Raw genomic sequence first — 15,049 nt, 5'->3', positions numbered from 1 at the left:
CCTTGTGATCGGCCCAGCACCATGGCGTCACCGGCAAGCGGATCTGTCAACCTGTATAGCGTGCCCAGATCGCGCTTTCGCCCAGCCCTGCGACAAATTCGGCATGGGCCGCGGACTCGGCCGGGGTCAGGCGCGGAGGCAATGGCGCGCGGCGCGCGGCGCGGGTGCCGGTGCCACCTTGCGGCCCGGCGCTGGCAACGCTGTCGCGGGGCTGGTCCAGCACCAGGTCGGGCTGCCTGCCGCCGATCAGTTCCAGATAAACCTCGGCCAGCAATTCGCTGTCCAGCAGCGCCCCGTGCCGCTGCCGGTTGGAGTTGTCCACGCCAAAGCGGCGGCACAGCGCGTCCAGCGACGCGGGCGAGCCGGGAAATTTTTCCCGCGCCAGGGCCAAGGTGTCCAAGGCACGCGACCAGGGCAGGGCAGGGCGGCCCAGGCGGCGGAATTCGGCATTCAGGAATTTCATGTCGAAGCTGGCATTGTGGATCACCAAGCGCGCGTCGTCGCGGATGAAATCCACGAAGCCTTGGACAATATCGGCGAATTTCGGCTTGTCGCGCAGGAAGTCATCGCCCAGGCCATGCACTTCGAATGCGTCCTTGGGCATGGGGCGTTCGGGGTTGATATAGACATGGAAAACCCGTCCAGTGGGCAAGTGGTTCACCAGCTCGATCCCGCCGATTTCGACGATGCGGTCGTCCTTGTCCGCGTCGAAACCCGTGGTTTCGGTATCCATCACGATCTCACGCACGGGCGGCGATCTCCTTCACAATGTCCTCGACGGCCTGGCGGGCGCCTTCTGGGCTGTCGGTTGGAATGATCCAATCGGCCCGCGCCCGTTTTTCCGCATCGGGCATCTGCCGCGACAGGATCAGGGCCAGCAGATCTTCTGTCATCCCCGGTCGGGCCATCACCCGCCGCCGCTGGGTTTGCGCATCGGTGGACACCACCGCCACGCCGTCCATCTGCGCCTGATACCCGTTTTCGAACAGCAGCGGAATATCCAGAACGACCAAGGGCGCGTCCGCATGGCAGGCGACATGGGCCTCGCGATCCGCCGCGACAAGGGGATGAACGATGGCCGACAGGTGGTCCAGTGCCGCCGGGTCGTCAGCAATCGCGGATTTCAGCGCGGCACGGTCGATGCCGCCATCCCGCAGGGCCGCCGGAAAGGCCACGGCTACCGGGCCGACCGCCGCGCCGCCCGGCGCATAAAGGCGATGGACCGCGGCATCGGCGTCCCAGACCGGATGTCCCAGGTCGTGAAAGATTTGCGCGGTCGTGGATTTGCCCATGCCGATGCTGCCGGTCAGGCCCAGGCGAAAGGTCATTCCAGAACCACCCGGCGGGTTTCGTCATCAACCTCTGGCCGGCGGCCGAACCAGCGTTCGAACCCGGGGGCTGCTTGATGCAGCAGCATTCCCAACCCATCGACCACCCGGCATCCCCGCGCCTGCGCCTCTAGCAGAAAGGGCGTCATCAACGGCGTATAGACCAGATCCGTGACTAAGGCGTCCGGCGACAAGGCGTCCAGCGGCACGCGCAGGGGCTGCTTTCCCTCCATCCCCAGGGATGTGGCGTTCACGACAGTGGCGGCGCCTTGCAGCATATTGCCCGCCTGTGCCCAGTCATAGACAATCAGGCGCGCACCGAACTCGGCCTTGATCTGTTCCGACCGGATGCGGGTCCGGTTGGTGATCCGCAGTTCCTTGACGCCGCTGTCCAGAAGCGAGGCCACAACTGCCCGTGCGGCGCCCCCCGCGCCGATCACGGCGGCGGGTCCGGCATCAGCCTGCCAGCCGGGCGCGTTCTGGCGCAGGTTGGCCACGAAGCCATAGCCGTCGGTATTGTCCGCATGGATCTTGCCGTCCGGTCGGAAGATCAGCGTATTGGCCGCCCCGATCAGCGCCGCACGATCAGTCACGGCATCGGCCAGGGTCAGCACGGCCTGCTTATGGGGAATGGTGACGTTGATCCCCACGAAGCCCAGCCGGGGCAAGGCGCGCAGAACCTCGGCCAGGTGTTCGGGCATGACGGGCATGGGGATGTAGTGACCGGCAATGCCATAGCGGCGCAGCCAGTGGCCGTGCAGGCGGGGCGACCGGGAATGGGCAATTGGCATTCCGATCACCCCGGCAAGTGGAACAGGGGCAGGGTGGCTTGGCTGATCGTCGGTCATGGCGGGCATCCCTTGGCTCGCTTCACCCTAAATCCTGGCGGCCATGAAAAAAAGCGCCCTTTTGCAACAAGATGGCCAGTGCGCCAGCAGGGCTGTGGATAACAGCCGGGGGGAATCGGGTCGAATCATGGGGGCAGGATCCGGGGCAGGGGCAGGTGGCCAAAACCGGACCGGAACATCCGTCGAACAGCCGCGATACGCCCCCAGGTGCATAACTGCCGGATCTGCGCCGGCGGATCTGTGGAAAAACACGCAACAACAACTGTCTCCACAGATTTATCCACATCTTATAACGCTGACAAATAATGACTATTTCTTTTTTTGACACCTTCGTCCCGGAATTATCCACATCCGGCAGATCCGGGGGCGAATCTTGGGATTTCTGCTTTATCCCACTGTCCACAGGCCCTACATCAACATCATCCTTTATCTTTCTTTCTATTTAAGAAGAAGAACAGCGATGCTGGATTGGCTTTTGGTGATCTATCCCTATGCCAAGGCGTTTCACGTCATGGCGGTGATTTCCTGGATGGCAGGGTTGTTCTATCTGCCACGGTTGTTCGTCTATCACGCGGAACGGGGCGGGACGCCCGAACCTGCAGGCAGCTTCACCATCATGGAAGACAAGCTGCTGCGCCTGATCATGAACCCGGCGATGATCGCCACTTGGCTCAGCGGACTGACACTGGTCCTGACACCCGGCATCGTCGACTGGTCGATGGTCTGGCCCTGGACCAAGGCCGCCGGTGTCCTGGGCATGACCTGGTTTCATATGTGGTGCGCGGGTCAGCGGCGTGCCCTGGTGGCGGGCAGGGGCCACCTGGGACGGCGCTATCGCATGATGAACGAGGTGCCGACGCTGCTGATGGCAGTGATCGTGCTGTCTGTGATCGTCAAGTTCTGACCTGCAAAGATTGACTCAGGCGGCGGGCCTGTCTATGTGACGCACAAGCCCGGCCGTCCGGCCCGGGGTTTCCCGATTCCCATCTGACCAGCCGTGTGGCCATGCTGCGCGGGATTGCGGTGCCATCATGTCCGAAGAACGCCTGAACCTGTCCGAACTCAAGGCCAAAAGCCCGGCCGAACTCCTGTCCCTGGCCGAGGAATGGGAGATCGAGAACGCCTCGACCATGCGCAAGGGCGAGATGATGTTCTCGATCCTCAAGGAGCACGCCGAGGAAGGGTTCGACATCGGCGGCGACGGCGTGCTGGAGGTCGTGCAGGACGGTTTTGGCTTCCTGCGGTCCACCGCCGCCAACTATCTGCCCGGTCCCGATGACATCTATGTCAGCCCCGACATGATCCGCCAGCACGCCCTGCGCACCGGCGACACGGTCGAGGGCGTGATCCGCGCGCCTGGCGAAAACGAACGCTATTTCGCGCTGACCAAGGTCGAGCGGATCAATTTCGAAGATCCCGAAAAGGCCCGCCACAAGGTCGCCTTCGACAACCTGACGCCGCTTTACCCCGACGAGCGGTTGAAGATGGAAATCGAGGATCCGACGACCAAGGACCGCTCGGCCCGGATCATTGACCTGGTATCGCCAATCGGCAAGGGGCAGCGGTCGCTGATCGTGGCTCCTCCTCGTACCGGCAAGACGGTGCTGTTGCAGAACATCGCCCATTCCATCGCGCGCAACCATCCGGAATGCTATCTGATCGTGCTGCTGATCGACGAGCGTCCCGAAGAGGTGACCGACATGCAGCGGTCGGTCAAGGGTGAGGTCGTGTCCTCGACCTTTGACGAACCGGCCAGCCGCCACGTCGCGGTATCGGAAATGGTGATCGAAAAAGCCAAGCGCCTTGTCGAGCATAAACGAGATGTTGTTATCTTGCTTGATTCTATCACAAGACTTGGTAGGGCGTTCAATACCGTTGTCCCCAGTTCGGGCAAGGTTCTGACGGGGGGCGTGGATGCGAACGCCTTGCAGCGGCCCAAGCGGTTCTTTGGCGCGGCGCGCAATATCGAGGAAGGCGGATCGCTGACCATCATCGCGACGGCGCTGATCGATACTGGATCGCGCATGGACGAGGTGATCTTCGAGGAGTTCAAAGGCACCGGTAACAGCGAGATCGTCCTTGACCGCAAGGTGGCCGACAAGCGCGTCTTCCCGGCGATGGATATCCTCAAGTCTGGCACCCGCAAGGAAGAATTACTGGTCGATTCGAAGGACTTGCAGAAAACCTATCTGCTGAGGCGAATCCTGAACCCGATGGGCACGACGGACGCCATCGAATTCCTGATCTCGAAACTGAAGCAGACGAAATCCAACGCGGAATTCTTCGATTCAATGAACGCCTGACGAGGCAGCCATGGACTTGATCTTTGCCGAAGCCACTCCGCCCGGGCGGGGTGGCGTTTCCATTATTCGGATCAGCGGGGATGGCGCGAAGTTGGCGGCCGAACGCTTGGCAGGACCCTTGCCGCGCTCGCGTTATTCTTACCTGCGTAACATCTGCGAGGAAAGCGAGATTCTGGATCGCGCCCTGGTGATGTGGTTCGAAGCGGGACATAGTTATACCGGCGAAGAAGTGGCCGAGATTCATTTGCACGGTGCACCGGTCATTGTCAGACGCTTGGGTCACGTCCTTGCAAGCCAGGGATTACGCTTGGCAGAAGCGGGAGAATTCACACGCCGAGCCTTCCTGAATGGCAAGATGGATCTGTCCGAAGTCGAGGGTCTGGGCGATCTTCTTGCCGCCGAAACTGAATCGCAGCGTCGTCTGGCACTTCGGATGAGCCAAGGCGAGCTGGCCCGTAAGGCGGATGGATGGCGTTCCTTGCTGATCCGGGCTGGTGCCTTGGTCGAAAGCAGCGTTGATTTTGCCGATGAAGACGTTCCTGAAGACGTCCCAGTCGAGGTGTTCGATCTGCTTGCCACCTTCCGGCGGGAACTTGAGGAGCAGATCCAAGGCTATTCCGCTGCAGAACGTATCCGCAATGGCTTCGAGGTGGCAATCATTGGTCCGCCGAACGCTGGAAAATCCAGCCTAATCAATCGTATTGCCCGGCGAGAGGTAGCTTTGGTGTCGGATGTTGCCGGGACGACTCGCGATATCATTGAACTGCGGATTGATCTGCGCGGCCTGGCAGTGACCTTGTTGGATACAGCCGGACTTCGAGATGTTCAGGATTACGTCGAAAGTCTCGGAATTGTCCGCGCGCGCGACAGAGCGAGTGCGGCGGATCTGCGGGTGCATCTGTCTCCAAGTGGGGTAATTGACACGATATTGTGGCAAGACGGCGACCTGGCAGTCGCCAGTAAATCTGATTTGAATGCAACCAGGAAGGGTCTGAGCGTATCTGCTCTGACAGGCCAGGGTCTGGACTTGTTGCTTGACCAGATCTTTGAAACACTTTCTGATCGCACTTCTAACGCTGCTTTGGTTAGTCATCAACGACAGGTTACTGCCTTGATGGAGGCAGTCACAGCATTGACAGGCATTGAGGACCTTCCGCCTGAGTTTTTGGCGGAAAACATCCGACAATCTGCTGTTTCGTTGAATCGTTTACTTGGCAGAATCGGTGCTGAGGACTACTTGGATGTTATCTTTACGTCCTTCTGCATTGGAAAATAGGTGTTTCACGTGAAACAATACGACGTGCTAGTTATTGGTGCAGGGCACGCTGGCTTGGAAGCAGCGGCCGCCTCGGCACGAGTCGGCGCAAGCACAGTTCTCGTTACGATGCGCCGTGAAGACATCGGCACCTTATCCTGCAACCCGGCTATTGGTGGCCTTGGCAAGGGTCATTTGGTCAGGGAAGTCGACGCCTTGGACGGTTTGATGGGGCGATTGGCTGATCAAGCGGGAATTCAGTTCAGACTTCTTAATCGGAAAAAAGGACCTGCGGTTCAGGGGCCGCGTGCCCAGATGGATCGTCATCTATATCGTAGAGCTGCTTTCGCGACTATATCGCGCCAGCCAAATCTTGAATTGGTTTTTTCGGAGGTTGCGTCGCTTGTTGGGCCAGATGACAAAGTTACTGGTATTGAACTGGCAGACGGCACTGTTCTCTCTGCACGTTCGGTGGTCCTTACAACGGGTACTTTCTTGAATGGAACAATCCACATTGGAGATGTCACCCGACCGGCGGGCCGTTGGGGTGATCAGGCGTCAAACAGCCTGGCAAAGTCCTTGATGCGCTTTGACCTGCCTCTTGGCCGCCTCAAGACTGGCACGCCCCCACGCTTGGCTGGTCGGACAATTGACTGGATTAGTCTTGAAAAACAGTGGGGAGACAGTGACCCTGTACTTTTTTCTTATCTAAGCCGAACTGTAGCAGCGCCCCAAATTGCTTGCGGAATTACGCACACCAATCAGCGCACCCACGACATCATTACCAGAAACTTGTCTCGTTCCGCAATGTACGGTGGACACATCTCTGGCAAGGGGCCTCGCTACTGTCCTTCAATAGAAGACAAGGTGGTTCGCTTCGCAGAAAAAGATTCACATCAGATCTTTCTTGAACCTGAAGGACTGAGTGACGATACGGTATATCCCAACGGGATTTCAACTTCGCTTCCTGCCGATGTGCAATTGGATTATGTTCGTTCAATAAAAGGGTTGGAGCATACAGATATCCTCCAGCCAGGCTACGCTGTCGAGTATGATTATGTCGATCCACGCGCCTTGGCAGCGACTCTAGGCGTGAAGAATGTCGACGGCCTTTATCTTGCGGGGCAAATCAATGGCACCACCGGATATGAAGAAGCCGCTGCACAGGGCTTGATCGCAGGGCTAAATGCTGCATATGCGGCGCAAGACCGGGAGCTTGCAGTTTTTAGCCGTACCGGAAGCTATATCGGAGTCATGATTGATGATCTGACATCCAAGGGCGTGACTGAGCCGTACCGGATGTTTACGTCACGTGCAGAATTCAGGCTGACGCTGCGCGCAGACAATGCCGATCAGAGGCTGACGCCGCTTGGTCTTAGACTTGGGTGCGTGGGGGAGGAAAGGCGCCTTGCCTTTGAAGAAGGCCAAGCTCGCTACGACTCAGCAAGATCAGAATTGGAGGCAGCAACCTTCGCGCCTACTGCATTAACGAAAGCTGGCATCACGGTCAGCCAGGATGGACAACAGCGGTCTGTTTTCAGTCTTTTGGGTCAGACTGACATTTCTTTGGAAAAGTTAGTGGCGGTTTTCCCGCCATTGTCCCGGATTCAACCGGAGACCCTGCAGCAAATCAGAAACGATGCCTTGTATCATAGATATACGGACAGGCAGGCGAGGGATGCGGAGTTGCTCCGCAACGACGAAGGAGTTCACCTTCCGTATGACTTTGATTACTCTATATTATCTGGGTTGTCTGGTGAACTTACCGCTAAGCTGATGGCAATCCGACCAGCGACCCTGGCTGCTGCTGCAAAAATTGAAGGTATGACACCCGCCGCCTTGACCCTGCTGCTTACTGCTACTCGCATATCGGCCAGGAAGCAGGCATGACTGTTTCACGTGAAACAACCGGGCGCTTGGAAGTTTACAAATCCATGCTGCAGCGGTGGAATCCTCGCATCAATTTGGTAGCCCCTTCAACTCTAAATGATCTTGAAGCTCGACACATCAAGGACTCATTGCAACTGACACATCTCGCAAATCCTGAAGGAGGCGTTTGGGCCGACTTGGGAAGTGGTGGGGGCCTGCCCGGGTTGATCATAGCAATTGCCTTCGCAGACAGGGCGACCACATTTATTCTGGTTGAGAGTGATCAACGAAAGGCTGCGTTTTTGCGTGCCGTTGTTCGTGAAACCGAGTTGACCAAGGTAACCGTTCTGTCTCAAAGAATCGATGCGGTGCCGCCGTTGAACGCTGAATATGTCAGTGCGCGCGCTCTTGCTCCTTTGAGTGAGCTTATGGCATATCTTGATCTTCACCTTGCACCGTCTGGAACAGCTTTTCTCATGAAAGGCCGTCAATGGCGGACAGAGGTAGAAGAAGCCATGAAGGCTTCGTCCTTCGACTATACTGCCCACCCGAGCAAGACGCAGGATGGTGCGGCGATACTGGAAATAAGCGGGGTCAAACATGGCGCATAGCGTCGTTGCCATTGCAAACCAGAAAGGTGGGGTAGGGAAGACCACAACAGCCATCAATTTGGGCGCGGCCTTGGCTATGGATGGCCATCGGACCATCCTGATCGACTTGGATCCGCAGGGCAATGCCTCAACCGGGTTGGGGATCAATGTCGAGCAACGACGCAAAACAGTGTATGATCTGCTGGCTGGCACGGATCTGCTGACTGACTGCATTATCGACAGCGACATTCCGAACCTGTCCATAGTGCCTGCCACCTCGGATCTGTCATCGGCAGATGTAGACTTGTCGCAGGTCAAGGATCGCACGCGTCTTTTGAAGCGCAAGTTGGATCAGGCAGCAAGTGACAGCATTGTTCTGATCGACTGCCCGCCGGCTTTGGGTTTGTTGACCGTCAATGCCATGGTTGCCGCCGATGCCGTGCTGGTGCCGTTGCAGGCGGAATTCTATGCTCTTGAAGGTCTTTCCCAGCTGCTGTCCACGGTCAAGCACGTCCGGCAAGGCGGCAATCCAAACCTCCGCGTGAATGGCGTCCTGTTGACCATGTCTGATTACCGCAACAACCTGTCGCAACAAGTCGAGGCTGATGCTCGCGCCACCTTGGGTGATCTTGTTTTTACCACGGTTATTCCGCGCAATGTGCGTGTGTCCGAGGCGCCTTCCTTCGCGCAGCCGGTGTTGTTGTACGATCCCTCATCCAAGGGAAGCGCCGCCTATCGTCAATTCGCGACTGAATTCGCAGTGCGCCTGAAACTGGCAAAGGAGGAAGCCTGATGTCCGACAGCAAACTTGCCAAGCGTGGTCTGGGCCGCGGTTTGTCCGCCCTGATGGCCGATCTGGACTTGGACGGACCGGCCGAGGCGAAGCCGGTCAAGGACCGCACGATGGTTCCTATCGAGCAGATCACTGCAAACCCTGACCAGCCTCGGCGACACTTCGACAATGGGGCCCTGCAGGAACTTGCGGACTCATTGCGTCAGCGAGGGGTTTTGCAGCCGTTGATCGTGCGCAAGCACCCCCAGGATGACGGCCTTTTTCAGATCGTCGCCGGTGAACGCCGCTGGCGTGCGGCTCAGATGGCGCAACTGCACGAACTGCCGGTCATCATCCGAGATCTGTCGGACACCGAGGTTCTGGAAGTCGCCATTATCGAAAACATCCAGCGTGCGGATCTGAACGCCATCGAGGAAGCCGCCTCCTTTCGCCAGCTGATGGACCGGTTCGGCCACACGCAGGAGAAACTGGCCGAGGCCTTGAACAAAAGCCGCAGCCATATCGCCAATTTGCTGCGGCTGCTGAGCCTGCCTGATCAGATCCAGGACTATGTCAAGGATGGCAAGCTGACGGCGGGTCATGCCCGCGCCTTGATTACAGCGGATAATCCCTTGGCCTTGGCTCGGCGGGTGATCGACAACACATTGTCTGTGCGTGAAACCGAAGATCTTGTGCGAAAGCAAGGCAAGGCCACTACGGATAGCCCTAAAGTGGGCAGGAAAACCAGCAAGGATGCCGACACCCGGGCCTTGGAAGCGGATCTGTCTGCCCAGTTGAAAATGTCGGTGACCATCGACCACGGATCCAATGGGGGCGGAACCGTCACGATCGGGTATCGAGACCTTGAGGAACTTGACCGGCTTTGCCAGCTTCTGGGTCGATAGGATCAGGGCAAGCTATTGAAGTAAATAGATATCTTCTTGGGTATCTATATCCGCCAAAGTTCCCTTGGGGACCGGGATGCGATAAAGGTCGCTTCGGGTTCGTAGGACCGATGCGGCACCTTGGTCGCCTGACAAACGTGCGATATCGGCAAACAAGGATCGCGGGATGCTGGCTGGCGGTGTGATGCGGTCATCATCGCTTGCCGCAGCAGGCGCGGGTGATGCGGCAATGCGGCGCAACAGAGCAGCATCGACATGGGGCATATCGCCCAAGACCACCAAGGCGCAATCATCCCTTACCTCGGCCAAGCCTGCTTGCAAAGAGTGTGATTGGGGACCGATGCTGCGGATAATCCGAAATTCTGGTAACAAAGCCTCGACTGCCGGATCTGCGGTTACAGCCAGGGCTGGAAAACCGGTTGCAAGGATAGCTTCCGCTGCATGACGGACCAAAGGCTTTCCGCGGTACAGGGACTGCAATTTGCAGGCGCTGCCGAACCGGCGCGATGCCCCTGCGGCCAGCAGCACGACCGTGGTCAAGACGCCTGTCCCAGAACCTCGGCCAGGACAGACACCGCCAGCACGCGGGGATCGCGAGCCGACCCGATCAGGCCAATCGGACCGTGCAGGCGATCCAAGCCGTTTGTGACGCCAAGCTGACGCAAGCGGTCCATGCGGATTTCGCGGGCGCGCCGCGACCCTTGGGCGCCGATATAAAAGGCAGGGGAATTCAGCGCGCGGGCCAAGATCGGTGGTTCCCAGTCGTGATCGTGGAAGAACAGCACGACGGCGCTGCGGTCGTCGATGTCCAGGTCCGCGGGCAGGGCAGGCCAATGCAGCAGGCGGGTGGGGGAACCCTGAGCCTCGGCCTGCGACAGGGTTTGGCGGTCAGGGGCCAGGACCAGATGAGGATAGCCTGCCGCCCGGACCAGATTGGCAAAGATCGACGCCTCGGGGCCTTGGCCGAAGATCAGGAAGCGCGGCGGAGGCGTCAGGGCGATACGGAAACCGTTCGGCATCGGACCCGTCGGCCCTGGGTCGCAGCGTTGCAGGTGCAGATCCGGGGTGATGCATAGCGCGATATGTCGCCGGGCCGCACGCGCCGCGGCAACATCGGCAAGAAGGGCAGGGCAGGGACGGGGGATCAAGGTGACCTCCAGCCCGCCGCCGCAGGGCAGGCGCAGGTCGAACCAGGGCGAACCCTCGCCATAATGCAGACGGGTGGGGCCGTCACGCAGCGCCGCGCGGGCATGGCGGGCCACGTCCGTCTCGATACAGCCGGAACTTAGCGATCCGATATGCCGGTCGCCGCAAAAAGCCATTATCTCGCCCAGTGGGCGATAGGAGGGTCCGGTGATTGCGGTAATGATCGCCAGAACCGGATGGTCGCAACCCAGTGCTGCGGCCAGCGGATCGCCGACCGCATCATCTGCCGCAGAAAAGGCTGCGGTCTGCATCATCCCTCCAGCCCCGCGATGATCTTGTCCGGTGTTGCCGGAAGCTGGCGCACCCGGACGCCACAAGCGTTGTGGATGGCGTTCAGCACCGCAGCACCCGCCCCGCAGATGCCCAGTTCCCCCAAGCCCTTGGCCTGCAGCGGCCCGACATAGGCATCGCGTTCCGGCAGGAAATGCACCTCCAGCGCGGGGACGTCCGCATGGGTGGGGATGTGGTATTCCGCCAGGTCGCGGCTTACGGCATGGCCGTCGCGGGGGTCGTGTTCAAGGGCCTCGGTCAGGGCGATGCCGATGCCGAAGGTCATGCCGCCCAGGCATTGCGACCGGGCGGTCTTTTCGTTCAGCACCCGCCCGCAGGCAAAGACGCCCATCATGCGGCGGACCCGCACCTCTCCGGTCCAGCGGTTCACGGCCACCTCGGCCCAGTGGCTGCCCCAGGTGGCCTGACGATGGGACTTTTCGGTCTTGCCGGGCTGCAGGTGACCCTCGGCGACGATCTGGCCCTTGACCAGGTCGGACAGGGGCTTTGATACGTTCCCTGCCCGGGCCATGCCATTGTGCAGGGTCAGATCACCTTCGTCGCAGCGCATCGCCTTGGCGATTTTCGTGCGGATCTCCTCGCAGGCAAGATACACCGAATTTCCGCTGGACGCCGCGCCAAAGGATCCGCCCGACCCCGAGGCCGGCGGGAAATCCGTATCGCCCAACCGGACCTCGACCCGGTCGGGGGGCAGGCCCAGCATCTCGGCGGCAAGCTGGCCCAGGATCGTATAGGTGCCGGTTCCGATATCGGTCATGTCGGTTTCGACAATGGCATGGCCGTCCTGCATCAGGGTGACGCGTGCGCGGGATTCCACCAGCATATTCACCCGCACCGCCGCGGCCATGCCCATGCCGATACACCATTCGCCGTCCACCCGCTGCCCCATGGGCTTGCGGGCGGACCAACCAAACCGTTGGGCGCCGTCGCGCAGGGCTTCGGCCAGCTTGTGGCTGGAAAAGGGTCGATCCGTGGTGGGTTCGACATCGGGGATGTTGCGCAGGCGCAGGTCCACCGGGTCGATGCCAACGGTTTCGGCCAGTTCGTCCATGGCGCATTCGAAAATAGTGACGCCCACTGCCTCGCCTGGCGCGCGCACCGATCCGGCGGATCCGCGATGAATGCGGGCCACGGCATGAACGACCTGGCGATGCGCCGCCTCATAGGTAAAGGGCGTCGCCTGTGCAACAGGTTCGGTAAACTCGCTGCTGGGCAAGGTCGATACCAGGACGTCGTGGCCGATGCCGGTCAGATGGCCGTCGGCATCGCAGGCCAGACGGATCCGCTGGCGCGTTTCCGACCGGCGATGGGCCAGGTCGAAGACCTGCTGGCGGGTCATCGCGACCATTACGGGCCGGCCCAATTGCTTGGCGGCGATTGCGGCTGCCACGGCCTCGGCATTGATGCCCAGCTTGGATCCGAAGCCGCCGCCGACATAAGGGGCCAGCAACCGCACGCGACTTTCCCGGATTCCAAGGGCATCAGCCATCTGCTTGCGGTTCGACGACAGCATTTGCAGGCCCGCCCGAATGGTGACGCTGTTCCCGTCCCATTCGGCAATGGCGGCGTGGGGCTCCATAGCGGCTGACATCTGCGAGGGTGTGTGCCAGATCTGGTCCAGGGTATGGGCCGCGTCCCGCATGGCCTTGTCCACGTTGCCCGCAGCCGACTGCTTTTTCGGCGGCAGTTCCGGCGTGACCGATTCCGGGATGACCGGCACTGTCTCGGGGGCATAGCGGATGGCGATGTTCTGGGCGGCGTGGCGTGCAGCCTCGAACGTGTCGGCCACGACCAGGGCGATGGCCTGGCCCATGTATTCGACCTGATCGGGCCCGGATGTCGGACCTTTTTCGTCCATGCCCTGCGCGGCATAGCGGACCATGCGCTTGTCTTGGATCACAGCAAGAGCGCCGGGGGCATCGCCGATGTCCAGCACCTTGCCTGCCGGGATGGCGGCCTGGACCAGCACGCCGTAAGCCATGCTTTCGGGACGGGCCTCGGCGGCATAGGCGGCACGGCCTGTTACCTTCAACGGCCCTTCCAGCCGGTTCAGGGGCTGGCCCAGCACGCCTTGGGCCATGTGGTCCAAGCGGTTGTCATGGTTCGGGCCATCGACCCGCAGGTGACGTGTGGCGGTCATGCCGTGGCCTCCAGTCCGGAGGCGTCGCGCAGCGTGGCGATCAGGGTGCGGCGTAGCAAGGGTATCTTGAATTGGTTCTCGCCCCAGGCTTTCGCAGGACGCAGCAGGATGTCCGCCGCCTGCGCGAACAGCGCGTCCGAGGGTTCCTGGCCCACCAGCATCGCCTCGACATCCGGGTCGCGCCACGGCTTTGCGGCGACCCCGCCAAAGGCCAGGGCGGCATGGCCGATGCGGTTTCCGTCCATGACAATCACCGCCGCGACCGACACCAGGGCAAAGGCATAGGATGCCCGATCCCGCACCTTGCGGTAGCGCTGTTGACCGCCCATGGGGGCGGGCAGGGTGACGCCGGTGATGATCTCGCCCGGGCGCAGCACGGTTTCGATATGCGGCGTGTCGCCCGGCAGCAGGTGGAAATCGGCCAGCGGCACCTGGCGCGGCGCGGGGCCGTCAATGTCCACAACGGCGTCAAGCGCGCGCAGGGCTACGGCCATGTCGCCGGGATATGTAGCGATGCAATGTTCCGACGCCCCCAGGATCGCATGGTTGCGCGTCACCCCGCCAATGGCCGAACAGCCCGCGCCGGGGTCGCGCTTGTTGCAGGCCATGCGGCGGTCATAGAAATACGGACAGCGCGTGCGCTGCATCAGGTTGCCGCCGGTGGTCGCCATGTTGCGCAACTGCCCGCTGGCCCCTGCCAGCAGGGCGCGCGACAGGACCGGATAATCGCGCCGCACCGCCGGATGCGCGGCCAGGTCGCTGTTTTTCACAAGGGCGCCGATGCGCAGCCCTGGCCCATCTGATTCCACCCGATCCAGATCCAGCCGGGTGATATCCACGATGGCGTTCGGCGCCATCACTTCAAGCTTCATCAGATCCAGCAGGTTGGTGCCGCCCGCGATGATCGTGGCACCGGCGGGCAGGTCCGCCACCGATGCCGCGCGGTGAAAGGTGAATTCCCTCATGCCGCGTCCTCGCGCCGGTCGGTCGTGCCTGCCGCCTGCCGGATGGCGGCGACGATGTTGGAATAGGCCGCGCAGCGGCACAGGTTGCCGCTCATCCGCTCGGCGATCTCGGCATGGGACAGGTCAAAGGGCCCGTCCAGCGTTTCCGACGCGTGGCTGGGCCAGCCTGCCGCGATCTCCTCGAGCATTGCCGTGGCCGAACAGATCTGCCCCGGCGTGCAATAGCCGCACTGGAAGCCGTCGTGGTCCAGGAACTGCTGCTGCAAGGGCGACAGGCGATCCGGGCTGCCCAGACCCTCGATGGTGGTGATCTGCGCGTCTTCCGCCATGCAGGCCAGCGTCAGGCAGGAATTGACGCGGCGCCCGTCCATCAGCACCGTGCAGGCGCCGCATTGCCCATGGTCGCAGCCCTTCTTGGTGCCGGTCAGCCCCAGGTGATGGCGCAATGCGTCTAAAAGCGTGGTGCGCGGATCCACGTCCAGGGCATGGGCGGCGCCGTTGAGGTGAAGTGTTATCTGCATGAATCCCCCGGTTGCTGGCATCTGGGCTGGCTGGTGGCAGGCCTCAACCGCCAGCC

The 15,049-nt window shown here is 60.8% G+C and carries 15 protein-coding genes; 7 read left to right on the top strand and 8 right to left on the bottom strand.

The genetic code is table 11. The annotated features are described in order from the left end of the window. Positions 1 to 46 precede the first annotated feature (46 nt). The 3 genes from dnaQ to Q5701_RS01985 are packed head-to-tail and all read right to left on the bottom strand — an operon-like array spanning position 47 to position 2,176. Positions 47 to 748: a DNA polymerase III subunit epsilon gene (gene dnaQ / locus Q5701_RS01995; RefSeq protein WP_306753488.1), complete on the bottom strand. Its 702-nt coding sequence runs from the start codon at positions 746 to 748 to the stop codon at positions 47 to 49. Then, positions 741 to 1,328 carry a dephospho-CoA kinase gene (gene coaE, locus Q5701_RS01990; protein WP_306753487.1) on the bottom strand — a complete coding sequence of 196 codons (588 nt, stop codon included), beginning with the start codon at positions 1,326 to 1,328 and terminating at the stop codon, positions 741 to 743. Before coaE ends, dnaQ begins: the two co-directional genes overlap by 8 nt. After that, positions 1,325 to 2,176, bottom strand: a complete 852-nt coding sequence (locus tag Q5701_RS01985) for a shikimate dehydrogenase (protein WP_306753486.1) — start codon at positions 2,174 to 2,176, stop codon at positions 1,325 to 1,327. Before Q5701_RS01985 ends, coaE begins: the two co-directional genes overlap by 4 nt. 460 nt (positions 2,177 to 2,636) lie before the next feature. On the opposite strand from Q5701_RS01985, the gene Q5701_RS01980 reads away from it, so the two are divergent. The 7 genes from Q5701_RS01980 to Q5701_RS01950 all read left to right on the top strand — a co-directional run bounded on the left by Q5701_RS01980 (position 2,637) and on the right by Q5701_RS01950 (position 9,870). Beyond that, positions 2,637 to 3,080: a CopD family protein gene (locus Q5701_RS01980; RefSeq protein WP_306753485.1), complete on the top strand. Its 444-nt coding sequence runs from the start codon at positions 2,637 to 2,639 to the stop codon at positions 3,078 to 3,080. 127 nt (positions 3,081 to 3,207) lie between these two features. Then, positions 3,208 to 4,479: a transcription termination factor Rho gene (gene rho, locus Q5701_RS01975; protein ID WP_234854424.1), complete on the top strand. Its 1,272-nt coding sequence runs from the start codon at positions 3,208 to 3,210 to the stop codon at positions 4,477 to 4,479. Between the two features lie 10 nt (positions 4,480 to 4,489). After that, the gene (gene mnmE, locus Q5701_RS01970) at positions 4,490 to 5,755 is read left to right on the top strand and encodes a tRNA uridine-5-carboxymethylaminomethyl(34) synthesis GTPase MnmE (protein ID WP_306753484.1); all 1,266 of its coding nucleotides are present in this window, start codon (positions 4,490 to 4,492) and stop codon (positions 5,753 to 5,755) included. A 9-nt stretch (positions 5,756 to 5,764) separates the two neighbouring features. After that, entirely contained in the window at positions 5,765 to 7,624 is a 1,860-nt protein-coding gene (gene mnmG / locus Q5701_RS01965) for a tRNA uridine-5-carboxymethylaminomethyl(34) synthesis enzyme MnmG (RefSeq protein WP_306753483.1), read from the top strand. After that, the gene (gene rsmG, locus Q5701_RS01960; protein WP_306753481.1) at positions 7,621 to 8,214 is read left to right on the top strand and encodes a 16S rRNA (guanine(527)-N(7))-methyltransferase RsmG; all 594 of its coding nucleotides are present in this window, start codon (positions 7,621 to 7,623) and stop codon (positions 8,212 to 8,214) included. The genes mnmG and rsmG overlap by 4 nt, the downstream gene beginning before the upstream one ends. Beyond that, complete coding sequence (locus Q5701_RS01955) at positions 8,204 to 8,986, top strand: ParA family protein (protein ID WP_306753479.1); 783 nt, start codon at positions 8,204 to 8,206, stop codon at positions 8,984 to 8,986. The genes rsmG and Q5701_RS01955 overlap by 11 nt, the downstream gene beginning before the upstream one ends. Beyond that, positions 8,986 to 9,870: a ParB/RepB/Spo0J family partition protein gene (locus Q5701_RS01950; protein ID WP_306753478.1), complete on the top strand. Its 885-nt coding sequence runs from the start codon at positions 8,986 to 8,988 to the stop codon at positions 9,868 to 9,870. The genes Q5701_RS01955 and Q5701_RS01950 overlap by 1 nt, the downstream gene beginning before the upstream one ends. Before the next feature lie 12 nt (positions 9,871 to 9,882). On the opposite strand, the gene Q5701_RS01945 is transcribed toward Q5701_RS01950, so the two are convergent. Genes Q5701_RS01945 through Q5701_RS01925 form a run of 5 tightly spaced genes read right to left on the bottom strand, consistent with a single transcriptional unit; the run spans position 9,883 to position 14,993 of the window. After that, positions 9,883 to 10,410 carry a nucleotidyltransferase family protein gene (locus Q5701_RS01945; protein WP_306753477.1) on the bottom strand — a complete coding sequence of 176 codons (528 nt, stop codon included), beginning with the start codon at positions 10,408 to 10,410 and terminating at the stop codon, positions 9,883 to 9,885. Then, entirely contained in the window at positions 10,407 to 11,330 is a 924-nt protein-coding gene (locus Q5701_RS01940; protein WP_306753476.1) for an XdhC family protein, read from the bottom strand. The genes Q5701_RS01945 and Q5701_RS01940 overlap by 4 nt, the downstream gene beginning before the upstream one ends. Further along, complete coding sequence (locus Q5701_RS01935) at positions 11,327 to 13,507, bottom strand: xanthine dehydrogenase family protein molybdopterin-binding subunit (protein ID WP_306753474.1); 2,181 nt, start codon at positions 13,505 to 13,507, stop codon at positions 11,327 to 11,329. Before Q5701_RS01935 ends, Q5701_RS01940 begins: the two co-directional genes overlap by 4 nt. Further along, a complete protein-coding gene (locus Q5701_RS01930) occupies positions 13,504 to 14,472 on the bottom strand; it encodes an FAD binding domain-containing protein (protein ID WP_306753472.1) in 969 nt (322 codons plus the stop codon). Before Q5701_RS01930 ends, Q5701_RS01935 begins: the two co-directional genes overlap by 4 nt. Beyond that, entirely contained in the window at positions 14,469 to 14,993 is a 525-nt protein-coding gene (locus Q5701_RS01925) for a 2Fe-2S iron-sulfur cluster-binding protein (RefSeq protein WP_234854409.1), read from the bottom strand. Before Q5701_RS01925 ends, Q5701_RS01930 begins: the two co-directional genes overlap by 4 nt. Positions 14,994 to 15,049 lie beyond the last annotated feature (56 nt).

The organism is Paracoccus actinidiae (genome assembly GCF_030863885.1).
Lineage (GTDB): Bacteria > Pseudomonadota > Alphaproteobacteria > Rhodobacterales > Rhodobacteraceae > Paracoccus > Paracoccus everestensis.
This window is presented reverse-complemented; position numbering and strand designations above follow the sequence as displayed.